This window comes from Neobacillus sp. BF23-41 (genome assembly GCF_041106275.1).
The window spans coordinates 486,317-509,590 of record NZ_JBGBPR010000001.1; the positions used below are offsets into that span (position 1 = coordinate 486,317).

25 protein-coding genes and 1 tRNA gene are annotated in these 23,274 nt (G+C 38.0%); 7 read left to right on the forward strand and 19 right to left on the reverse strand.

The window, feature by feature from the left end:
* The 7 genes from AB7942_RS02295 to AB7942_RS02325 all read right to left on the reverse strand — a co-directional run bounded on the left by AB7942_RS02295 (position 1) and on the right by AB7942_RS02325 (position 9,260).
* On the reverse strand, positions 1–903 hold the full coding sequence (locus AB7942_RS02295; RefSeq protein ID WP_335711681.1) for a carbohydrate ABC transporter permease: 903 nt from the start codon (positions 901–903) through the stop codon (positions 1–3).
* Positions 890–1,804: a carbohydrate ABC transporter permease gene (locus AB7942_RS02300; RefSeq protein WP_335711680.1), complete on the reverse strand. Its 915-nt coding sequence runs from the start codon at positions 1,802–1,804 to the stop codon at positions 890–892. The genes AB7942_RS02295 and AB7942_RS02300 overlap by 14 nt, the downstream gene beginning before the upstream one ends.
* 61 nt (positions 1,805–1,865) lie before the next feature.
* Entirely contained in the window at positions 1,866–3,164 is a 1,299-nt protein-coding gene (locus AB7942_RS02305; RefSeq protein ID WP_369445638.1) for an ABC transporter substrate-binding protein, read from the reverse strand.
* A 392-nt stretch (positions 3,165–3,556) separates the two neighbouring features.
* A complete protein-coding gene (locus AB7942_RS02310; protein ID WP_369445639.1) occupies positions 3,557–4,837 on the reverse strand; it encodes a glycoside hydrolase family 27 protein in 1,281 nt (426 codons plus the stop codon).
* Positions 4,838–4,876: 39 nt separating this feature from the next.
* Positions 4,877–5,428, reverse strand: a complete 552-nt coding sequence (locus tag AB7942_RS02315) for an alpha-L-arabinofuranosidase C-terminal domain-containing protein (protein ID WP_369445640.1) — start codon at positions 5,426–5,428, stop codon at positions 4,877–4,879.
* 294 nt (positions 5,429–5,722) lie between these two features.
* A complete protein-coding gene (locus AB7942_RS02320) occupies positions 5,723–7,504 on the reverse strand; it encodes an ABC transporter ATP-binding protein (protein WP_369445641.1) in 1,782 nt (593 codons plus the stop codon).
* The gene (locus AB7942_RS02325; RefSeq protein ID WP_369445642.1) at positions 7,491–9,260 is read right to left on the reverse strand and encodes an ABC transporter ATP-binding protein; all 1,770 of its coding nucleotides are present in this window, start codon (positions 9,258–9,260) and stop codon (positions 7,491–7,493) included. Before AB7942_RS02325 ends, AB7942_RS02320 begins: the two co-directional genes overlap by 14 nt.
* Positions 9,261–9,436: 176 nt before the next feature.
* Between AB7942_RS02325 and AB7942_RS02330 the strand changes: the two genes are divergently transcribed.
* Positions 9,437–10,312 (forward strand): helix-turn-helix transcriptional regulator, encoded by an 876-nt coding sequence (locus tag AB7942_RS02330; protein WP_369445643.1) that lies wholly within the window; start codon positions 9,437–9,439, stop codon positions 10,310–10,312.
* A gap of 224 nt (positions 10,313–10,536) precedes the next feature.
* On the opposite strand, the gene AB7942_RS02335 is transcribed toward AB7942_RS02330, so the two are convergent.
* Positions 10,537–10,608, reverse strand: a tRNA-Val gene (locus AB7942_RS02335).
* A gap of 192 nt (positions 10,609–10,800) precedes the next feature.
* Here AB7942_RS02335 and AB7942_RS02340 point away from each other — a divergent pair.
* The 5 genes from AB7942_RS02340 (at position 10,801) to AB7942_RS02360 (ending at position 15,369) form a co-directional block, all read left to right on the forward strand.
* Entirely contained in the window at positions 10,801–11,025 is a 225-nt protein-coding gene (locus AB7942_RS02340) for a hypothetical protein (protein WP_098932888.1), read from the forward strand.
* Positions 11,026–11,138: 113 nt separating this feature from the next.
* Positions 11,139–11,861: an alpha/beta hydrolase gene (locus AB7942_RS02345; RefSeq protein WP_369445644.1), complete on the forward strand. Its 723-nt coding sequence runs from the start codon at positions 11,139–11,141 to the stop codon at positions 11,859–11,861.
* Between the two features lie 123 nt (positions 11,862–11,984).
* Positions 11,985–12,497, forward strand: coding sequence for a YjcG family protein (locus tag AB7942_RS02350; RefSeq protein WP_369445645.1), 513 nt, complete (start codon positions 11,985–11,987; stop codon positions 12,495–12,497).
* Positions 12,498–12,502: 5 nt separating this feature from the next.
* Positions 12,503–12,925 carry a GNAT family N-acetyltransferase gene (locus AB7942_RS02355; protein ID WP_098932885.1) on the forward strand — a complete coding sequence of 141 codons (423 nt, stop codon included), beginning with the start codon at positions 12,503–12,505 and terminating at the stop codon, positions 12,923–12,925.
* 137 nt (positions 12,926–13,062) lie between these two features.
* Positions 13,063–15,369: a UvrD-helicase domain-containing protein gene (locus AB7942_RS02360; RefSeq protein ID WP_369445646.1), complete on the forward strand. Its 2,307-nt coding sequence runs from the start codon at positions 13,063–13,065 to the stop codon at positions 15,367–15,369.
* Positions 15,370–15,394: 25 nt separating this feature from the next.
* Here AB7942_RS02360 and spoVIF read toward each other — a convergent pair whose 3' ends face one another.
* From spoVIF to AB7942_RS02400, 8 genes are all read right to left on the reverse strand, one after another.
* Positions 15,395–15,649, reverse strand: coding sequence for a sporulation-specific transcription regulator SpoVIF (gene spoVIF, locus AB7942_RS02365; RefSeq protein ID WP_088086099.1), 255 nt, complete (start codon positions 15,647–15,649; stop codon positions 15,395–15,397).
* A 176-nt stretch (positions 15,650–15,825) separates the two neighbouring features.
* A complete protein-coding gene (locus tag AB7942_RS02370) occupies positions 15,826–15,948 on the reverse strand; it encodes a YjcZ family sporulation protein (protein WP_088086098.1) in 123 nt (40 codons plus the stop codon).
* A gap of 109 nt (positions 15,949–16,057) precedes the next feature.
* Positions 16,058–16,414, reverse strand: coding sequence for a stage V sporulation protein AE (gene spoVAE / locus AB7942_RS02375; RefSeq protein WP_088086097.1), 357 nt, complete (start codon positions 16,412–16,414; stop codon positions 16,058–16,060).
* A 4-nt stretch (positions 16,415–16,418) separates the two neighbouring features.
* Complete coding sequence (spoVAD, locus tag AB7942_RS02380) at positions 16,419–17,444, reverse strand: stage V sporulation protein AD (RefSeq protein ID WP_369445647.1); 1,026 nt, start codon at positions 17,442–17,444, stop codon at positions 16,419–16,421.
* Positions 17,445–17,924, reverse strand: a complete 480-nt coding sequence (gene spoVAC / locus AB7942_RS02385) for a stage V sporulation protein AC (RefSeq protein ID WP_335712780.1) — start codon at positions 17,922–17,924, stop codon at positions 17,445–17,447.
* A 16-nt stretch (positions 17,925–17,940) separates the two neighbouring features.
* Positions 17,941–18,411 carry a sporulation protein gene (locus AB7942_RS02390; RefSeq protein WP_088086094.1) on the reverse strand — a complete coding sequence of 157 codons (471 nt, stop codon included), beginning with the start codon at positions 18,409–18,411 and terminating at the stop codon, positions 17,941–17,943.
* A 148-nt stretch (positions 18,412–18,559) separates the two neighbouring features.
* Entirely contained in the window at positions 18,560–18,721 is a 162-nt protein-coding gene (locus AB7942_RS02395) for a hypothetical protein (RefSeq protein WP_179195738.1), read from the reverse strand.
* A gap of 82 nt (positions 18,722–18,803) precedes the next feature.
* On the reverse strand, positions 18,804–19,160 hold the full coding sequence (locus AB7942_RS02400; protein WP_335712782.1) for a DUF1360 domain-containing protein: 357 nt from the start codon (positions 19,158–19,160) through the stop codon (positions 18,804–18,806).
* A gap of 138 nt (positions 19,161–19,298) precedes the next feature.
* On the opposite strand from AB7942_RS02400, the gene AB7942_RS02405 reads away from it, so the two are divergent.
* Positions 19,299–19,811: a CotY/CotZ family spore coat protein gene (locus AB7942_RS02405; protein ID WP_335712783.1), complete on the forward strand. Its 513-nt coding sequence runs from the start codon at positions 19,299–19,301 to the stop codon at positions 19,809–19,811.
* 43 nt (positions 19,812–19,854) lie between these two features.
* Here the strand turns inward: AB7942_RS02405 and AB7942_RS02410 are convergent, their stop codons facing one another.
* From AB7942_RS02410 to AB7942_RS02420, 3 genes are all read right to left on the reverse strand, one after another.
* On the reverse strand, positions 19,855–20,343 hold the full coding sequence (locus tag AB7942_RS02410) for a CotO family spore coat protein (RefSeq protein WP_369445648.1): 489 nt from the start codon (positions 20,341–20,343) through the stop codon (positions 19,855–19,857).
* Positions 20,344–20,473: 130 nt separating this feature from the next.
* Positions 20,474–21,244: an enoyl-ACP reductase FabI gene (gene fabI, locus AB7942_RS02415; RefSeq protein ID WP_369445649.1), complete on the reverse strand. Its 771-nt coding sequence runs from the start codon at positions 21,242–21,244 to the stop codon at positions 20,474–20,476.
* A gap of 114 nt (positions 21,245–21,358) precedes the next feature.
* The gene (locus AB7942_RS02420) at positions 21,359–23,218 is read right to left on the reverse strand and encodes a monovalent cation:proton antiporter family protein (protein ID WP_369445650.1); all 1,860 of its coding nucleotides are present in this window, start codon (positions 23,216–23,218) and stop codon (positions 21,359–21,361) included.
* Positions 23,219–23,274 lie beyond the last annotated feature (56 nt).

Genomic DNA, 23,274 nt, shown 5'->3' on the forward strand with positions numbered 1-23,274 from the left:
TTAGCCTTTAAGGGCTCCTCCAAGTTTGATTCCACTCATAAAATATTTTTGTCCAACTGCAAATAGTAAGAGAGTTGGAACTAATGCCATTAGTGTTGCAGCAAACATCATACCGAAATCCGTCTGACCTTGTTGTCCCGCATTTAAACTATAGATTCCCAGCTGCAAGGTAAACTTTTCAGGATCATTCAAATAAATAAGCGGTCCCATGAAATCATTCCAATTATGATTAAAGGTCCAAATCATGATTGTGATAATAATGGGCTTACACATTGGAGCAATGATTCTGGTTAAAATCCCAAGTGAACTGCATCCATCCATTTTGGCTGATTCATCCAATTCTTTTGGGATGCCCATAATAAATTGACGCAATAGAAAAATATTAATGGCTGCACCAAAATAATTGGGAACGATAAGTGGTAAATACGTGTTTATCCAGCCAAATTCTTTATACATTAAAAATTGCGGGATCATTGTTACCTGCCCAGGAATCATCATGGTAGCTAGGACAAGCAGGAAGAATACATTAGCTAGTGGATGACGAAAGCGAGCAAACCCGTAAGCTACACAAACAGAAGATAATACTTGCCCGATAATGGCACATATTGTAATGATAAGGGTATTCGTTGAATATTTTACCATTGGGAAAATACTTAGAACTCGCGAGTAATTGTCCCAGTGAAATTCGGAAGGAATCCATTTAATTGGAACGGAAAATATTTCGCTGGACGGTTTTAATGATGCGGAAATGGTCCACACTAACGGCATTAATAGAGCTGCAGCCAATGCGGTTAGCACGATATACCGAAAAATCCGCAGAACACTGATCGAGGATTTCGATTTAGATAATTCTTTTTTACTGATAGGAACTTGTGATATGATTTCAGGATTACTTTGACTCATAGTACACCCACCTCTTTGAGAGTAAAAGATTAATGATTGTCAGTGCCATGATTACGATAAATAATATCCAAGCAATCGCGGAAGCGTATCCCATTTTGTAGAAGACGAAGGCATTATCAAATAAATTTACCATTAAGCTGTCAGTCCAAGCTTTTTGAGAACCTGGCATGATCTTTGGTTCCAAGAAAATTTGAAACGAACCAATAATCCCCATTGTAACTTGGAAGAAAATCGCAGGTGTAATTAACGGAAAGGTAACACTCCAAAATCTCCGCCATCTTGAAGCCCCATCCATCTCTGCAGCTTCCAGCAATTCCTTTGGAACACCAGCTAACGCAGGCAGCCAAATCATCATACTTCCGCCAACACCCCAAAGACCTACAAGAATAACAGCCGGCTTTGCCCAAAAGCTACTCTGAGACCAACTGGGAGCAGGAATTCCCAACCAGTTTAGGGCTGCATTTATTAATCCGGCATTGTTATCGCCTGTTCCTGGATACAATAAGTAGCTCCATAACATTAATACAGCTACACCACCGAATACAGCAGGCAGATAAAAAATAGTTCGGTATATGTTGATTCCTTTAATTTCTTTTGAAAGTAAAATAGATATGAGCAATCCTAATGTCACTGAGAGAGGTACTCCGACTAACGCATAAAATAACGTGTTTTTAAAGTCAGTCCAGAAATAAATTTTATCATTTAATAGAAGTTTATAATTCTCCAGTCCAACCCACTTTGGAGGAGTGATGATATCCCATTGCATGAAGCTAAGGATTAATGAAGAAAAAAAAGGAATCGCAGTAAATCCGATAAAACCAATAATCCAAGGAGAAATATAAATCCAGAAGTTCCTCCTTTCATGTCTAGGAATAGAAGTGCTTCGTCTTGTTTTAGCCACTTATTAACCCTCCTTAATTTCATGAAGGGTAGAAGTACTTCTACCCTTACCCCCATATTCTTTAATTGGCCTGCTGGGCCTCTTTTAGTAATTGTTCAACCTGAGGTTTCATTTCTTTTAGCTGTTTATCAATGTTTTTATTTTCAACAAAAATTGGTCCTAAGTAAGTGTCAGCAAGCTTGTTAATTTCGCCCCACTTTGATGTAATCGGTGGTACGAATGCATGGTCTACTGAGTTAACTAGTGCTTTAAGGTTTGGTGATTGTCCATCTTCATAAAGAAAAGCATTTGAGTTGGCAACAGACTTTAAAGGAGGTACTTCCCCATGCTCACTTGCCAAAATCGTTTGTCCTTCTTTCCCTGTCCAGAACTTTACAACCTCCCAAGCTGCATCCTTGTGTTTGGATCCATTTGGAATTGCAAATGCATTTGAGAATAACGGTGAAGTAAATTCAGCCCCTTTTGGAAGTGTTGCTACATCCCATTTGAAGTCTTTAATGTTAGCCTGTGAAGTCAAGATCCACCATGGACCATCAACTAATATTCCAATCTTTCCGCTTGTCCATAAATCAACTCCTTTTGGTATATCACTGCTTAGAGGAGCAACTTTATCTTTATATAACATGTCCTGCATGAAATGAAGGGCCTGTTTTGACTCTGGTGAATCTAAAGTGAATTTGGTATGATCATCTGACATTAAGCCGCCGCCAAATGATTCTACGTAGGCCATGTAATTGGCCCACCAGGAACCAACCCCCTGAACACCGAACGTTCCATCTTTTTTGTTTGAAATTTTCATAGCTGCATTGCGGAAATCCTCCCATGTCCATTGGTCTGTCGGATAAGGAATACCGTTTTTATCAAATAAATCTTTATTGTATAGCATGATCATGGCACCTAAACGCATTGGCATTGCCATGACTTTACCCTTATAAGAGTAAGCATCGATACCTGCTTTGAAATAATCATCTTTGTTAACGCCATCTTTCTCCATGTATGGAGTTAAGTCTGTTAAAGTTCCTTTGCCGGCATAGGTATTGAAAGCTTCTGCTACCTGAACAACATCATAAGGTTCTCCGCCCGCCATGGATGTAAGTAACTTCTGGTCATAACCATCAGAAGGAATTTGAATTAATTTGACATTAATGTCCGGGTGCTCCTTATTGAATTCGGTACGAATGCTCTCCATTCTCTTTTTGTCAAAGTCCCCGCCCCAATAGGTAAAAGAAACCGTTTCTTTTTTATCTCCACCGCTGCTTGACGCACCAGTTGAGGATTTCGAAGTTTCACTAGAACAGCCTGTAGCAAACAAGGTAGCACAAAGTGCTGCAGTGGTGAGAATTTTCTTTAAACTTTTCATAATTTACCCCCAATTTTTCCTTTATTAAGTCATTACCTTTCAAGCGGAGCTTCTTTTAAGACAATTTCACAAAATTGGCTCATTTAACCTTGAATGAAAAACTTATCATCTCCTCAGCATTTGCTTTTATTTCATTGAAAGCCTTTACAAGTATAAGGTTATCAAATTTTTTCACCCTGGATATAAGACTAATTTTACTGGTTATACGAATATTTTGACTTTATTTTTCCTAATGTAAAAAAGGAACTTTGTTAATACCTTCAGGGGCAATAACAAAGTTCCTTATGTACAAATTTACTTTAACAACAACAATTTTAATCTAATTCAGGAGAATACCCACAATATTTATCATGTTCAACAAGCTCTTCATCCCAAAGTTCTTTTAATAATATTTAATATAATTTTAGTAAAAGGGAGCCGTGCGGCGGCAAAGTTTGCTCAATGATTTCCTCAACTTGATCAAGTTCCTTGTGTTTCCACAAGTCTCTCACATTTTTGCTGCCTGTAAGGTCGATTTGTTTCAACTTAACCTGTATCGGTGCTGTCACATCGCTGGCATTAAACAAAGCGACATAGGTATTATTCAAGTTATCTTTTGCAGTCCAAACAATTTTGTCTTCCTTACGATAAACAAGGCGATTACTGTGACTATTTTGATTTAGTTCTATTACCTCTTTATTGGTCAGCAATGATTGAGTCCATTCATCATTGTCTCGAAGTTCCCCTCCAAACATAAGTGGAGAACGAAAGATTGCCCATAAAGTCATCATTGTAATCTGTTCATCTTTTGTGAATCGGGTCCAACGATTTCCCCCGCCACCGTCGACTGAACGTAGCCCAATATGTCCTAAAGGCAGCATGTCACAGTCGGGCCAGTGACCTGGTCCAACATATTCACTCCATTTTTCACATCTTTCAAACATTTCATATAAAAGGCTCCATTGATCCCAATAATCGTCTGTCATCCTCCACATATTGGCATTGGAAATTAAATCCTCTGCATATTCAAGCGGTGCCGGACCAGGTGAAAGACTTAGTACCATATCTCTGCCGCAGTTTTCGATTGCCTTGCGGATTAATTCAATCTCTCCCTTATGGAAATGATAGAGTCTGGATGCCGCGATATCATCCACTTTAACAAAATCTACTCCCCATTCTGCATACAGTTGAAACAAAGAATTATAATACTCTTGAGCTCCTTGTTTAGAAGCATCTATTCCGTACATGTCGGTATTCCATGGACAAATAGAATTTGTATGGGCAATATCTCTTGCCCTGACATTGCTAGCAAATATCGGCATATTCGCATGAACGGCTTGACGAGGAATCCCGCGCATAATGTGAATGCCGAATTTTAATCCAAGGTTATGAATATAATCAGCTAATGGTTTGAAACCTTTTCCTCCTTCTGCAGAAGGAAAGCGGTTGACTGCTGGGATTAATCTTGAATAATCATCCATTTCAAGCGGTACAAAAGGACGATATATAGAGGAGTTTGCTCCAGGTTCATACCATTGAATATCGACTACAATATATTCCCAGCCAAACGTTTTAAGATGTTCAGCCATATATTCGGCATTCCCTTTTACTTCTTTTTCCCTGACAGTCGCTCCGTAACAATCCCAGCTATTCCAGCCTAATGGGGGAGTCTTGGCAAATGCATGATGCTTCATTCAATTCAGTCCCTTCTATTTGATTATTACTCTTTGTAATTAATGAAATCTTACTACTGTGATAGAATGCTTCGGGAACTCATAATTCAGCGTATTTCCTGTAATAGTAATGTCTTTTTGTTTTGGTAGTATCTTTTTAGGTGTATCAAAACTATTTTCATCGCTTAATTCGTACCCTGACATTTCAAAAATAGTTCCTACAATCGTTTCTTTTTCGATATCCTCTAAAACGATTTGAGCTGTGACAGGTTGATCTTGAACATTTACCACTTTAACAATGACATCTCCTGTTGAAGATTCTAGGCTAGCAGAATAGTAAAGTGGGTCGATAACATTAAGCGTAAGATAATTTGTGTTTTTTACATTAAGTGGATAGTCATTTTCAACAGAAATCTCTGCTATTGCATTTCCTCTTTCAACCTTTTCCCAAGCAGTTAACCCGTGATAATCCTTATTATCAATTGGATTAAATTCAAACGAACGATTTTGCACTAACTCAGCAGAAAGACCACCATCAGCCGCATGGTTTAGGTCTTCAAAAAAAATGCCAAACAAATCTCCCATTTCCTCGCCCTTTTCTTTTGTCAGCACCTTTAATCCTTTTTTTTTCAGACATAAATATCCCAATTTCTCTCTCGATATTCCTAAAAATTCTTCAAAAAATTTAATAGATAATTAGCCGTTTATCTAATTTTTTCCCATTTACTATAATGATAAAATAGAGACTTTCTCTATCAATACAAAAATTCTTACTAAATAAAATTATTTTACTAAATCTTGTATTTTAATAAGAAAGGAACCTGGATTTTCCCAGATTCCCGGATTCCATTTCTTCAAACAAGACTTAATTAAGCAGAAACTAAAAATGGTGAACCATCTAGCGGTTTATCCTACGACTAAAGATTTATGCTGTGATTGATGGAGCCTCCAATAATAACTCTTTCGACTCATTAGTTCATTATGATATCCTTCCTCTATTATCCTGCCTTTATCGATAACAAGGATGCGAGTTGCATTTTTAATGGTGGAAAGGCGATGCGCAATAATAAAGGATGTTCTGCCTGAGAGTAAAATCTCAAGTCCCTTTTGCAAGGCAAGCTCGGTTTCCGTATCAATCGATGATGTAGCCTCATCTAGTATCAAAATTTTTGGATCTGCTAAGAGCGCACGGGCAAAGGAAATCAGTTGTCTCTGACCAGTGGAGAGCCTTGTGCCTCTTTCGTTCACTTCTGTTTGATATCCCTCAGACATTTCGCTGATAAACGGATGCGCCTGAACTGCTTTCGCGGCTTCTATTATTTCTTCGTCAGTAGCGTCAAGCCTGCCATATCGAATATTATCCATAATCGTTCCTGAAAAGATAAATGGATCTTGAAGCATAACACCCATTTGCTTTCTCAGGGAATCAATGGTAACCGTGTTAATATCGACACCGTCGATTTCAATATGCCCTTGGCTTACATCGTAAAAGCGACTAAGCATACTGACAATCGTTGTCTTCCCTGAACCAGTTGCACCGACAAGTGCAATGGTTTCACCCGGATTTACAGAGAAATTAATGTTTTTAAGGATTTTTTCCCCTTCTTCATATCCAAAGATAACCTCTTTAAATTCGACTTTCCCTTTGATCGAAGGAAGATCCACAGCATTCGGACAATCTTGAACTGTCGGTTTTTCATCGATCATTTCAAAAATTCTTTCCAAATAGGCTGTCGAATTAATGATGGCATTGTAAAAATTTCCAATATTCGCAATTGGTGCCCAAAACATCCCTATATATCCAACAAAAGCAACTAGTGCCCCAACAGTTACTCCATCACCAATCAAAGAAATACCGACAACATAAATTATAGAAGTCGTAAGGACTGAAATATTTTCAATCGAAGGCCAAAGCAAGAATTGGATCCTTACAGCCTTCATCCATGATGTTCGATAGCTTTCAGATACTTCCCCAAAAATTCGCTTATTCTCTTCTTCCCTTGTGAAGGCTTGCGTCACTTTGATGCCATTAATACTTTCATGAATATATGCATTCATATTGGATTGCTTGTTACTTAACGTTTGCCATGCCTTCCGCTGGGCATTTTTAATCAGCAGGATAACCACTGCAAGGATGGGAAAACCAAGCATGGCCAAAAGGGTTAACTTTACGTCAATGGCAAACATAAATCCGAGAATGACGAAAAGACTGAAAAGGTCTGTAATCAAATTGATTAAACCGTTTGATAATAAATCACTTAAAGAATTTACATAGTTTACTACTCTTACTAAAATCTTTCCATGCGGCCTGTTGTCATAAAACGAAAATGACAGCTTTTGCAAATGAGTAAACAAGTCTTTCCTAATCTGGAGAATGACACTCTGCCCAATCTGTGACATCAATCTAATCCTATATTTCATACAGATTCCGGTAATAACCACAGCAAATAAGTAAATACCGGCAAGAGCCCATAAACCGCCTACATCCTTGGCTGGAATTTTATCGTCAATGGCTTTTTTTATTAAATACGGTCCGATTAAATTCGACCCACTGGCAATAAGCATAATCAAAACAGTAAATAGAATCTTCTTTCTGTAAGGGTTTAAATAAACCAACATCCGCTTAAGATGAATAAAACTGAACGGTGATTCCAATTCTTCATCCACATCAAATTTATTGCGCGCCATTGAGATATATCACATCCTCACTATCGTGTTGAGCATCAAAATTTCCATTTTGGTTTCTAAACACTTTATAATAATACCCTTTTTTCGCAAGCAGCTCTTTATGGTTCCCTCTCTCAATTATCGTCCCATTTTCCATGACAAGAATTAAATCTGCCTCTTTTACAGAAGAAATCCGATGGGCAATAATGAAACATGTTTTCTCCTGCAAAATGGACTTTAATGTTCGTTGGATTCTTAGCTCCGTTTCCATATCCACAGCTGAAGTTGTATCGTCCAGGACCAGGATGGATGGATTTTTTAAAATCGCCCTTCCTAAAGCAATTCTTTGTCTTTGTCCTCCGGAAAGACCTACTCCACGTTCCCCAATAATAGTATCGTAACCATCTGGCAGTTCGGTAATAAAATCGTGGGCCTCTGCCATTTTTGCAGCAATTTGAACGTCTTCCAAGGAAGCATTCGGATTCCCGTAAGCAATATTCCCTTCAATAGTATCCGAGAAAAGAAAAATATCCTGCATAACCATTGCCATACTATCTCTCAATTTCGGAATATCCCAATCTTTCACATTGAGTCCATCCACTCTTACTTCACCGCTAGTTGCATCATAAAATCTGCTTAGAAGATTGACTAAAGTGGATTTACCTGCACCAGTTGGTCCAATGATGCCCACCGTTTGGCCCGGGAGAGCTTTAAAGTTGACATCATTTAAAACTGGTTCGTCACCATAACTAAAGGAAACATGATCGAAATCAACAACCCCTTTGAACTGTTTCACATTGAATTTTTTCGTTTCATTGGTGATCTCAGGTTTTGTATTTAACAAATCTTCCACTTTTTCAGCAGAAGCTATAAATCTTTGAACATCATTAATTAACCATCCCGCCATACGCATCGGATTATTTAATGCCCAGATTAAGGAATTGAACGTGACTAATTCACCCAAAGTTAGTGAACGATTAATTACCATAGTCCCTCCAATAAGAATCATTACAACGGTTAATACTCCCGCAAGTGAATCAAGGACAGGCAAAAACTTTTCCCAGACTCTTGAGGAGGCTAAATTCTTTTCTTTAAAGGCTTCATTTTCAACTGAGAACTTATCAATTTCGTACTCTTCCTTTGCAAAGGCTTTTACAACTCTGTTTCCGCTAATGTTTTCCTGAACCACTGAATTTAGCCTTGCAAACTGCCCCCGAATGGCTGCAAAAGTGGGTTTAACTCTAAAGGATAAACGAGTAGCAAAGAATCCGATTATTGGGGTAACTGCGATCATTGCTAAAGCTAGCAGAGGATTAATATAAAACATGAACCCAATCGCAAACAGCAGAATGGCAAGGTTTTCGAAGATCATGTAAATTACCCACGCCGTAAAGTGTCTGACTGCTTCCAAATCCCCAGTCATACGAGCCATGATATCTCCTGTTTTGGTCCGATCATAAAAACTAAAATCTAATTGGTTAAGCCGATCATACAACTTTTCTCTTATTGTGAAGATGACACTTTGAGAAACTCGTTCGAACATTAATTGATAATTATATCTAATTATCGTCTTGACCATAGTTACTCCTATCATGGAAAGTAAAAAAAGCCATAACAAGTCATTCTGATGACCATAAATAACCTTATCAACTATTTTTCCTGCAAAAAATGGGTTCAGCATATTTAATGCAGAAACAACTAGTGCCAGAAAAAGGCCGCTAAATAATCTAAAACGAAAATTCCTTATATAACGCCAAACCCAACGCATGCTTTGCATGATCCACTTCCTCCCTCCTAAGGTGCCTAAAACATAAATACATATTATTTAATGCTACGTCCCTTTTATGAATAGACAAAAGACATTTATGAACCTATTATAGTGTTAAGAATAAAGAATAAAATGTAAAATCATAACAAAAAATTGCACAATCCTAACATATGAGGAGATATGGAATGCTTCAATTATTCGCCCCACCCTTACCGACTCTCCTTGCAGCTGGTGAGAATACATTTGAAATAGGCCAATCACATACAAATCGAAATAAGATTGGAGTTTTTGATTTATTAATTGTGATTAAAGGGCAATTATTCATGGGTGAGGAAAATAATCATTTTCAGGTTAGCGAAGGGCATACACTGATCCTTTACCCAGATCGGCATCACTTTTCAATATCACCGTGTGATCAAGTTACCCATTTTTTTTGGTTCCATTTCATTGTTGCAAAGGGATGGCAAGATCTCAAGGTCTCTAAACCTTTTTATTATGATGAGAAAGCTTCTGTACAGTCTAGAAACTTTTTTACTGAGAACCCCTTCGGAATAACACTACCTAAGTTCTGCCAATTATCCAATTTGGAAACCGTTGAACATCTGTGCTCAAAAATTATTACATCTGAACATGAGTCTATTTATTCTGGGGAATGGCAGCGGCAAATACTCTTTCAACAACTCCTACAGGAGCTTTCAAATCATATGCACCTTGCCAATTCCATGCCTGTATTCGCAGTTGCAGAAAAAGCCGCCATTTATTTGAGGAAAAATTACGCAAAAAAAATAACCTATGAGGATCTTGGCCGTGCTCTTAGGTTCCATCCAAATCATATTGCAAGATGTATGATTCAAGCTTTAGGGTGCACTCCCATCGAATATGTGAACAAAATCCGCATTGATCAAGCAAAGATTCTTTTAATTTCAACCGATTGGAGTATTGATAGAATTTCAGAAAGCTGTGGATTTACACAATCCCCCTATTTTAGTAGATTATTTAAAAAACAGGAGAATTTGTCACCTAAAGAGTTCCGGAAACAATATGTAGGGAGGTTCCAATAAAAATATATTTTTATTAGATAATGAAATTAAATGGTTCAAGGCACCAGACCTCATTAATTTGTTAATATCATTCAAGTTAATGAAGCCTTTTTTTAAACTAAAATATATTCTAATTATTCCCTTAGTGGATGGCGTATACTACACCGCTTTAATCAAAAGAAAAGCAAAATAAAAACTAAAACAAAAAAAATCCTAACATCATAGAGATGCTAGGATTTTTTTGATGACCTGTGAGGGATTCGAACCCACGACCCCTTCCCTGTCAAGGAAGTGCTCTCCCACTGAGCTAACAAGTCGTATTTATTTAAACTACATAATTAATTATATAAAATTTTGTGATAATGTCAATAGTTTAATTATTATTCTTACATTTTTTTTGATGACATTGTTTATCATCCCAAAGCAGGAACATTCGTTCTATTTTTATTGAATAAAGAACAAATGTTTGGATATAATAATAACATAAGTAAACGAAAGGGGCGATTCACATGGATGGGCTTTTCATCCGTTCAATCGAGGAAAATATTCCATTAGAAATGATTTATTTAGCCGACAACCAAGAACTCTCCCAACGGAAGTTGATTGTGAAGGAAGTTCACGACGAATACATTCGTGCGTATTGTTTGCTGCGCAAACAAATGCGCACCTTTAAACGGGAAAATATATTATCGATTATGCCTGAATCTCGCACGAAACAACGCTACCTTCACTAATCCTCTTCCTACCTCCATTCATATAACATTCTTCCCTCCATCATTAAAAGCATTTCCTCTTTAGTTTTGTTATAATGCAGTGGTAAAGATCGAATTATTGGGGGAATCATTGCATGGAATTTCCAAAAGGTACAATCAAAGAACTTACCTTTCACAGCAGGGAGCTTGGAGAAGATTTACAGCTTCTCGTTTATCTGCCTGCAAATTTCTCACCGTTATATAAGTATTCGCTGCTGATTGCCCAGGATGGCAGGGATTATTTCCAACTTGGCAGAATTGGCCGATTAGCAGACGAGTATCTTTTTGAAAGGGAAATTGAAAATTTAATTATTGTTGGGGTACCCTATAAGAATGTAGAAGAACGCCGCAGGAAATACCATCCTGAAGGCGAACAGAATCAGCAATACATTCGCTTTCTTGCCCATGAATTAGTTCCGTATTTAGATCAAGAGTTTCCAACTTATCAAATGGGCTTGACCAGAGCGCTTATAGGAGATTCTCTGGGCGCAACTGTTTCGTTAATGGCTGCCCTTCAATATCCTCATACATTTGGAAAAGTCCTTCTACAATCTCCATATGTGGATGAAAATGTATTGAATTCGGTCCAGAACTTCTCGGATGGACAGCTTTTACAACTCTATCACGTAATAGGTAATCAAGAAACTGAAGTTCAGACTACAAATGGCAAAATTGAAGATTTCCTGACCCCTAACCGAAAGCTTTCAAAAATAATTTCGGAAAAACCCATTACATATTTTTATGAAGAATTTAACGGAAATCATACTTGGACCTACTGGCAGCCAGATTTAAGACGGGCTCTTAAAATGCTATTTTAATCTTATTAGAATATACATCTAGATAAGTCGTTTAATATTTTTTGAAAATTTGCTATAATATCAGGAAGGTTAATTTTTTGTTTTTAAAAAAAAAGGTCAGTTCATCAAAACGGAGGTATACGTATGAAATTTGGAGTTGTTATTTTTCCATCAAAAAAACTACAAGATTTAGCTAATTCCTATCGAAAACGTTATGACCCGCATTATGCTTTAATTACACCTCACCTAACATTGAAAACTGGATTTGAAGCGTCCGAAGAAGAAGCGAAGGAATACGCTGAAAAGTTACGTAGAGTAGCTGCTAGCCATAATGCATTCACATTAAAGACTTCAAAAATCAGTTCTTTTCAGCCTGTAAATAATGTTATTTATTTCAAAGTAGACAAGACAGATGAACTTTCCGCCTTGCATAATGAAGTCAATCAAGAATTTACGGAGCAAAACTTAGAATATGCATTTGTTCCACATATCACGATTGGTCAAAAGCTATCCAATGATGAGCATTCTGATGTATTTGGATCACTGCGCATGACTAAGATTAATCATGAAGAAACGGTTGACCGTTTCCATCTACTTTATCAATTAGAAAATGGTTCCTGGACCGTTTATGAAACATTTCGTCTTGGAAAGGAATAGTTTAAGTGACAGTCAAGATTGTAGAAAATCAAAAAGAACTTGAAGATGCCTATTCAGTTAGGAAAATCGTTTTCGTTGAAGAACAAAATGTCCCTCTCGAAGAGGAAATCGACGCCTACGAGGGCGAGGCAGAACACTTTGTCATGTACGATGAAGGTTCTCCAATTGCTGCTGGTCGATTTCGTTTCGTTGATGGCTATGGAAAAGTTGAAAGAATTTGTGTATTGAACAAGGCAAGGAAAACTGGTGCAGGAAAAACGATTATGAATGCAATCGAGAACTATGCGCTTCAAAAAGATATTCATAAATTAAAGCTAAATGCTCAAACACATGCCATCCCCTTTTATGCAGGACTTGGTTATGAGATTGTTTCAGAGGAATTTATGGATGCTGGAATTCCTCATAAAACGATGGTAAAAGAAATATAAACGAAAGAGGCACTTGACGCTTTATGCGGCAAGTGCTTTTTGGTAATTCCAGCAATGTCGGTGAAACCCTTTTAGTTACCCTCAGGTTTTGATATGATAGAACATGTCTTGATTTTTGGATATAGAGGGTAAAAATTATGAAAACAGCAATTTATCAAAATCAGAATATTGTCCTTGAACAATTAAGCAGGGATCAATATCAAAAAATATTCCTTGCCGGAAAAAATGGTCAACTGAGCTGCCCTGCATGTAAAGAGAACGTTCGATTGTTTTTAGGCATTCAGAAGGATCCGCATTTTTACCATACACATTCACCTGAAATATATTGCCCAGAGCCTACTATGATAGCGGAAAAAGAAAAAGTAGATACACAACAATTTTCCGAAGTAAACGGATTTAGCATCCCAAAGGGTAGAACCATTACACAGACCCCGCAAAGCGTGGATCTTTTCAAAAAGTCCAAAAATATTGAATATACGGTTGCGTTTAAACAGACAATTAGTGACAAACATGAGGAGAGCTCACCTTATTTACAGCAACTTGCAGACAGTGGAGTTGTTCTTGATGGAAGTCAGGCTGCTGCTGTCATGGAGACAGAAGGCTCCTTATTAGTCCTTGCTGGTGCAGGGAGTGGCAAAACTCGGGTGTTAACAGCACGAACAGCGTTTATGCTAGATGACAAACACATCGACCCAAGGACAATCATGCTCGTTACATTCACGTCAAAAGCAGCTGCTGAAATGAAGAACCGTCTGCTTTCCTATCCGCAAATGAAACGAGATAAAATCAATCATCTTGTTACCGGAACCTTTCACAGTATTTTTTATCGTATTCTTATGTTCCATGATTCAATTAATTGGTCTTCAAATAAGCTGCTCAAAAAAGAATGGCAGCGAGACAAAATCCTGAAGGAAGCTGGCAAAGAACTCGACTTGTCCGAAAAAGAATTTGCCTATGATTTAGCTCTTCAGCAAATCGGATTATGGAAAAACTCTCTGCTGATGCCAGATGAAGTAAAGCCCACCACCGAATGGGAAGAAAAAGCAGTCTTTTTATATAAAAGATATGAAGCCTATAAGAAAAAAGAAGGTCTGTTTGATTTTGACGATATGTTAATTGGCTGCTATCAACTGTTTGCCACCACCCCTTCCCTGCTTGAACAATATCAAAATCGGTTTCATTATTTTTTAATTGACGAGTTTCAGGATATTAATAAGGTCCAGTATGAGCTGATCAAACTTTTATCCAGAAAACACAAAAATGTATGTGCCGTTGGCGACGATGATCAAGCGATCTATTCGTTTCGGGGTAGTGACCCAAGCTATTTGCTAGAATTTGAAAAAGATTTCCCCTATGCCAAAATGGTCACACTTGATCAAAATTATCGATCGTCTCATGAAATTGTCTCGGCTGCTAATCAAATGATTGCAGCTAATAAAATAAGAAGAATAAAGAAAATGAAAGCACAGTTTTCATCAGAAAAACTACCACAGTTATTTTTCCCCTATGATGAAGAGGAAGAAGCAACAATGATTGTTACCGATATACAGGAGAGGATTTCACTTGGTGCAAATCCTTCAGACTTTGCCATTCTTTATCGGACCAATGCAGGTTCTCGTGCAGTGTTTGAAAGACTGGCTGGCTCCAATCTTCCTTTTAAAATTGATTTGGATGCAGAGGCTTTTTACGAACGCTATATTGTGAGAAGCGTCCTTGCATTTCTAAAGGTGAGTTTAAATGAGGATGACACGCAAGCAATGTCAGACATTTTACCATTATTATTTTTAAAGCAGGCAGTCCTAAAAGAATTAAAAGCACAAAGTATCCTAAAAGACTGCAGTCTTCTTGAGGCACTCGCACATTTAACGACAGCCCATGCATTTCAGGAAAAGAAATTAAAAAAATCTGTCACGATTATTCGAGGGTTAAAGCATTCTTCACCTCACTCTGCTATTGAAAAGGTCGAGAAAGATATTGGCTTTCTTGATTTTCTGAAAAAACGCGGAAATGAATCAAATAAACTTGAAAAAGGATCGGACGATCTTAAGGATTTAAAGGTGGCTGCAAAAAGTTTCGACAAAATTGAAGCATTTCTAGCTCATTCCGAGCACATGTCGGCGATGAACAAAGAAATCAAAAATTTAAGTAAACATTTTCATGAAGCAATCAGCCTAAGTACAATCCACCGCTCAAAAGGCCTTGAATACAAAACCGTTTATATGATCGGCGCAGTCGATGGCAGCCTTCCGCATGATTTTGCCTTGGAAGCCTATCGAAATGGTGACTTTACTGCACTCGAAGAAGAAAGAAGACTATTTTACGTGGCGATGACTCGCGCAAAGGAGCAGCTATTTATTTCTATTCTGCAAAATAGACGAGGGAAAAAAGCAAATCGCTCAAGGTTCCTAGTTCCTCTTACTAAAAAGAAGAAGACCGATTCCTAAAACTTAGGAAAGTGGTCTTCTTCTTTTACTTTTTATTGATCATATTCGAAATTGTATTAAGGTCAAGCTGCTTTCCATCGTTAACGATTGATTTTACAATTTGATCTTCCATTTCTTTACTTACCGGTTTATTGGCAATTTGAGAAACCCGACGAATCACATTACGGACTGTTTTTTCATCTTTAAAATTCGCATTTTGTAATGAATTGGCTAAATCTAAGATATCTTTCATATTAACGCCCGTTTTCTTTTCAATGTTTTTAAAAAATCCATTATCCATGGTAAAAGATCACGCTCCTTTATAAACTACTTTATTGTATGAAGGAAAGAGAAAATGGTGAATTAAATAGGAAAAGCGTACGCGCCCTTAGGCGCATACGCTAAACAAGTAAAGAAAGGGCTGGCCACTTTTTTGGCCAACCCCTTCCCCTTCCATTAATATAAGCTTACTGTTTATTAATAGAAGCTTGCACCAACAATGATTAAAAGGATGAATAATACTACGATTAACACAAAAGTTGAACCGTACCCGTATCCACCGCCGTATCCGTAGCCGCAGCCGCCATAACCAAAGCCCATAGAAATGTCACCTCACTTCTGTAATCTCATTAATAACATATGAAATTACTTTATACTGTGTGTAGGCGCGACATCCATTTCTGTAAATTGGATATTAATAATGAGTAATTTATCCTTTAGGTTTAAAGATTAGTGCACCAAGAAACCCGAATATTATAGCTGCAGAGATACCAGAACTTGTCACTTGGAACATACCGGTAAGTACTCCTATCAGCCCATGTTTCTCTGCATCCTGAAGTGCCCCATGGACTAATGAATTTCCAAAACTGGTAATTGGAATGGTAGCACCTGCCCCTGCAAAGTCAACTAGGGGCTCATACAGTCCAAAACCATCTAATATAGCTCCAATGACAACGAGCAAACTTAGTGTATGACCAGGTGTAAGCTTGGCAACATCAAATAAAAGCTGCCCTAGAACACAGATTAGCCCACCAATAACAAATGCCCAGAAAAACATCGCTAGCATAGGATCACCCCTTATCTCCATTCATTTCAATAGCAACAGCATGTGCAATACATGGGATCGATTCGTTTTGCTGAAAGCTGAGCGGGGATAGCAGAGCCCCCGTCGCAACTACTAAGATTCGTTTATATGTACCTTTTTTCATTTGGTTTAGTAAATGCCCATACAAGGCTGTGGCTGAGCATCCCGCACCGCTTCCCCCCGATTGTACAGGCTGATCATCCTTATACATTAATAAACCACAATCCTGAAATTGTTTTCGCTCTAATTGAAGTCCACTCTTATTGATTACCTCAAAAGCTGTATCATGACCAACTCGGCCGAGGTCTCCAGTGACAATCAAGTCATAATATGAGGGGTCTAATTGAAGATCGCGGAAATGGGCCACAATTGTATCAGCTGCTGCTGGTGCCATCGCGCCGCCCATATTAAACGGATCGGTTAATCCCATATCGATGACTTTTCCAATCGTTGCCGAAGTTGTTACTGGGTGCATCTGTCCTGGTTCATTTGGTTGAACTAAAGCTACACCAGCACCTGTTACCGTCCATTGTGCAGTTGGAGGCTTTTGACCTCCATACTCTGTTGGGTATCGAAACTGTTTTTCGACTGCTGCATTATGACTTGATGCACCCGTAAGCACGTATTTTGCCCCCTGGTAATTTACCACAAAAGAGGCTAAGGCCAGCCCTTCCATGGACGTTGAGCAAGCCCCAAACAGACCAAAGTATGGAATCTGCATTGTCCTTGCCGCAAAACTGGTTGGTGTAATTTGATTAATTAAGTCTCCAGCAAATAAAAATTGAATCTGCTCTTTCTCAACATTCCCTTTTTGTAAAGCTGTTTTAATTGCTTCTTCTAATAGTAAACGGTGAGCTTTTTCATAAGACTCCTTTCCCATCCATAAGTCTTCATATAATAAATCGAAATCATTGGCTAAATTTCCATTGGCTTCAAATGGTCCACCAGTAACCCCGGTAGCAGTGATCATTGGCCGATTTGTAAATATCCAAGATTGGTGCCCTTTTAGCAATTACAAAACCCCCCAAATCACTAACAGCGTTTTAACAAGCGCAACAACAAAAGCTGAGAAAACACCGAAGAGCACTACCGATCCAGCTAGCTTGAACATATTTCCACCTACACCTAAAACAAATCCTTCCGTTCGATGTTCGATACATGCCGAGATTACGGCATTACCAAAGCCCGTAACGGGCACAGCACTTCCTGCACCAGCAAATTGTCCTAGACGATCGTAAATTCCTAAGCCAGTGAGTAACATTGATAGAAAGACCATTGTTGCCACGGTCGGATTTCCTACACTCTGTTCGGTAAAATCAAAAAAGTAAATATAAAAGTAACTGATGGCTTGGCCGACAACACAAATAAGTCCACCAACAAAAAATGCCTTCATACAATTCTTCAAAACAGGCCTTTTAATTTCATGCTTCTGCTGAAGCTGTTGATAGTTGCGCTGCTGAGGCGTCATGTTTTTCTGCTTACTGGTTGCCATCTTCATTCTTCCTTTCTTACTTCATATCTTTCGTCATTTTAACGATTTCGTTAAAGCGCTTTTCAGCCCTTTGATGAGAAAATTTAGAGGAGGTTTTCATTCTCTCATCAAGTCTTACTGCTTCAAGGAAAATTTTGTAGTCACTTGAAATGGTAAAGTTATCATTGGGATATTTTTCTTCAAGCATTTTGTTGATGTTTTTTTCAATTTTTTTCATTCTAAACCGATGCAAATGCTTAACCTTATATACCACTAGTGTATCCTTTTTCCCTTTTATAACGGCCACATCATATAATTCTGGAAACGCGCTTACATCATGTTCAATTTCTTTTACATGATTTTTACTTATGCTTTTCCCGGTTACGATCGGATTAGGATTCGTTGTTTTCATAAGGGCTATTTGACTATCCTTAACCTGTGGATTTTGACTACAGGAGGAGAGTAATAATAAACAAGCGAATAATACCCAATGATGAATAGCTTTCATTTGATTCCCATCCCTTATTCCGTTTTTTAACCATCACTATAGGTAGTTTTTTCGATATTGTCTAAAATTATGACTAGTTACGAGTAATTTATCTATATTCCTTCGTAAAACAAAAAAACTGCCAGTCAATCTGGCAGTTCCCTTAAGCCTATTTAGAAGTTTTTTTTCCGCAGCCACAACCTGAACCTTTTTGCTTTATGGATTTTGACGGTTGATACATATGAGTGGATTGTGTTGTTTCTATATCTTGTGTTGTTTCTGTACCTTGTGTTGTGTTTGTATATTGGTTTCTCCTTTTTTTCTGACTCATTAATTCTCTCTCCCTTGCTATCAATTCATTCCTACTTGTATTAGAATATGACCAAGATGTAGGTCTTGTCTCAGCAAACATCTTATTTATCGATAAAATACTGTACAATTAACTCCAATATGGATGCAATGCCAGCAACCGCTAAAATTAATATAATAGGGTAGGAAACGATTGGATATAGAAGTGATATACCGACAACTCCTACAGAAGTCCATATCCCTGTACACCAATAACAGCTAAGAAGTTCACCGAGGAACTTTTTGACTCCTTTTTCCTTTGGTAAATAATAAACCTCGATTTCACCATACTCATCTACTTCTTTGATTTCATTGAAAAAAGGCTCCCTAATAAATTCGGTTATTTTATCAAAAACAAACAATCTTGTTAGCCTAAAAGACGCAAGTGATAGAATAATCAGGTTTAATAAAGTTATTTTCATGTTGTGTTTCCTTTCTTCCTTTCATAGACATTTTTGTCGCCTAATTTACTCAAACAAGGCTATTGTCCGTTACCCAAAAGTTCTCTGTGAAATATGTTAATAATGTAAGATATATATCGGATTAAGGAGGAAAAATAAATGGGTTGTGGAAATAATGATCATGATTTTCATAAAGGTAATTGTGTTTGCGAAGTCGTCCGTGCAATTAAGGATATCCAAGATAATGCTGTAGAAGAAGATGAATGTCCTGAATGTTCCAGTTGCTTCAATGAGCCACTAGGTACATTGGTATCACCAGCAAGGAGAGATCCAGTTGATACTCGTGTATTTGTTTTAAGTACTGCGGATGGTTCACCATTCCACGCTTTCTTTAGTACCGAAAACAATGCATGTGTATCCATCTACTTCCGTGTCGAAGATGTATTTGATAACTGCTGTGCTACACTTCGTGTATTAGTACCTGGTCGCCGTGAAGGTGGAAATTTCTGCCCAGTAAACTTAGTTTCAGGTGGAGATAAGTGTTGTATTAACCTCGATAAGGTTTGTCAAGTTGAACGTTTCCGCGCAAGTAACGATTGCATTACAGTTGACTTAAGATGCTTCTGCGCAGTTCAATGTATTGCTGATGTTAACTTAGGAATTTGCACCTAAAAATATTGCCAGTCGGTATAATCGGCTGGCCTTTTTGTTGTCTCTATTTTTTGAGTCCAATCAGGATAACCCCTTTAAGTTCATGGACCGGTACTGTTTTAGTCGATTTATCATGAAAACGAATCGTTACTTCGTTTCCATCGTATTCTGTTAGGTATCCTTGATAACTTTTTTCTTCGGTAATAAAAACGCATGGTGGAGGCGGAAGGACTATTGGATATTTGATTAAATAATCTAATCGTTCTTTAATATCCATTTCTTTAAAGGGTTTCACCCTGTTAAAGGGGGAATGCTGCCTTTCCTGAATCGATGTTGGTGATTTTGTTGCTGGATTATCTGATCTAGATGCTTCCGTTCCTATTGGCTCTTGAACTATTTTCTTTTTGCTTTCAGCCTCTAAAAGCTTTTCTTCCTCAACCAGCTCTTCTTCTTCCTGTCTGCTCATATAAATGTCCTGCATGTTAGTTGCAGGAGTCCTTGCAAACGGCTGGTGTATATAGAGTAATGGACCTTTGCTTTTCTTTTCCGACATGCTCTGTACCTCCATTTACGTAATCCTACACATTATATTTATGCTAGAGGCCCATACGCGTTCATAGGAAAATAAGAAATTTACTGCAAGCAAAAAGGCCCGCATCAAATGCGGGCCTTCATCATCATCCTTATAGAATATGATATCCGGAATCAACATGAATGTTTTCGCCGGTAATTCCTCGTGAAAGTTCACTGAAAAGGAACAGCGCTGTGTCGCCTACTTCTTCCGGTGTGGTAGCTCTCCGTAATGGTGCTCTTTCTTCCACTACTTTTGTAATTGCGTTAAAATCACCAACACCTTTAGCAGATAACGTCCGAATCGGTCCAGCTGAAATGGAGTTAACACGAATGCCTTCTTTTCCTAGATCCGCTGCAAGGTAACGAACACTTGCATCAAGGGAAGCCTTGGCAACTCCCATGACATTATAATTTGGAAGGGCACGCTCACCGCCTAAGTAAGTCAATGTCACGATGCTTCCTCCGTCAGTCATTAATCCTCTTGCCTCTTTGGCAACAGCTGTTAATGAATATGAACTGATGTTATGAGCGAGCAAGAAGCCCTCTCTCGTTGTATTCAAATATTCACCTTTTAGTTCTTCTTTATTTGCAAAAGCAATACAATGTGCCACGCCTTGAATTGTCCCAACTGCTTCTTTAATTTCAGCAAAGCACTTCGCAACGTCTTCATCGCGTGTAACATCACACGGTAAAACAAGTGTCCCTTCAGCCTCTAACGAATTAGCAAGTTCACGAACACTGCTTTCTAATCTTTCACCTGCATAGGTAAAAATTAATCTTGCTCCTGCATTGTGCAATGAGCGGGCAATTCCCCATGCAATACTGCGTTTATTGGCAACACCCATTACTACATAAGTTTTTTCAGATAAAGAAAGATTCATATTGAAAAAGTCCTCCTACTATTACATGAGTTATTAGTACTTGGTACTAATTTTACACTAATTTACGATAAATGAAAAGTTCAACACATCAAACAACATTTTTTCAATCAAATATTAACAGGTTTCGCAGAATTCCAGCTCTCTTTTCAGTTCATCCACATATTCCTTCGATCCAGTAACAATCAAGCGGTCATTCATTTGCAGCTCTGTATCTCCATGTGGGACGATGGAATCCTTGCCACGGAAAATTCGGACAAATATGATATCTCCTGTAAAAGGAAATCTCCGTAAAGACATCCCATCAAATTGCCTATTCAGCATAACAATTTCATAAAGTCCTGTCTCCTGATTTGTTAATATATTTAACAAGGTTGGCGACTCAATTAAGGCCCGGAGCAATACTTTGGTTGACATAAAGGCAGAAAACACTTCTATATTATGCTCCCGTAAGCTTTCCTCTAATTCAGGACTTTCTATTCGGGCAATGACCCTAGAAACTCCTTTTTCTTTCGAAGCTACAGAAAGTGTAGCATTTACTCTTTCATCACCTGTTGAAATTACTACAACTTCTGATTGAAAGACGTTTGTATTCTCCAACGTTTCAAGGGAATAATCGGGAATTTCAACTATGTCAAAAAGAGAATTAGCAATTTGCTTTTCTGATTTCTCCATTTGTGTGTGATACAAGATTGGATCATACAAGCCTGATTTTAATTCTCGTGAGACGGGCAATGTGGTCTGATTGGCACCTAAGAATGCCACGCTTACCCTTTTATTAGCGACCACTTCTTTAGGGAATAACTTTTTAAAAACAATCGGTGTAAAAATAGACGTAATTACAGCAACCAATATTAATGTGCCACTCATCTGCGGTGTTATGATTTCTAACCTTTCTCCTATTGTCGCTGCCGCAATGACCAGTGAAAGAGTAGAAGTGAGTAAAAAACCCGCTGCAATGACTGTTTTCAACTCATACCAAATTTTCAAAATATACACGGGGATTAGTTTTGATAAAAGCAGCCCCAGTAATAGCAACGGTATCAATAATAAGAGTTTTTTTTCGTTAAAAAGAGACCAAATATCAAGATTTACCCCCACCATTACAAAAAAGATGGGAATCAAAAATCCATACCCGAATGAGTCTAGCTTATGTACAAGCTCTTGGTTCGGCGATAACAACGAAACAAGGACACCTGCTAGAAACGCTCCTAAGATATTTTCTGCACCCACTGTTTCAGAAAGCCCTACTAATACGATGATCAGTGTAAACACTGCCCTCGTCCCTATTTGAACGGTCCCCGTTGAAAGTGTTTCTATGAAGGTTCGATTTTTAAATCTTTTGCCAAGAAAATAAAGAACGATACCTGCCGCAAATAAAATAAGTAACAACCACGTATTTCCATGTCCTGATTCATATAGCGATACAAAGACAGCAAGCAATATCATCGTCACTAAATCGGCTATGACCGCAACCAATAAGATAATTTGTCCGATGACGGTTTTCATCAGATGTGCCTCTTTCAAAGTAGGCACAACAACACCCAATGATATGGTCGAAATGATCAGCGTCATTAAAAAGGCATTCTCAATAAAACCTGCTATCACAAACAAAAAGGATAAACCAAGTGAGAAAATAAAGATACCTGCAAAGATTAGCCCCGCAACTACAAATGAATTAGGCTCTTTTTTTCCATTTGGAAGCTTTTTACGCAATTTTCTCCCAGCAAAGGCCGTGAAGTCTATCTCAAGTCCGCTTAAAAACATGAGAAAAATAAACCCTAAGGTCGATAGGGTTGAGAGCCACATATCTTCGTGAACCACATCAAAACCGCTTTTACCGATGACCAATCCCATAATAATTTCAGCGACGACCACAGGGATATAATTCAATTTAAACCGATGTAAAAGAATCGGTGTTAAAAATGCCATCGTAACAACAATTAATAAAGAAATAACTGAAACCTGCTGCTCCATTCGTGTAACTCCTCTCAAAAAAGTTTTAGATTAGAATCCTTTTTATAAAAACTAAC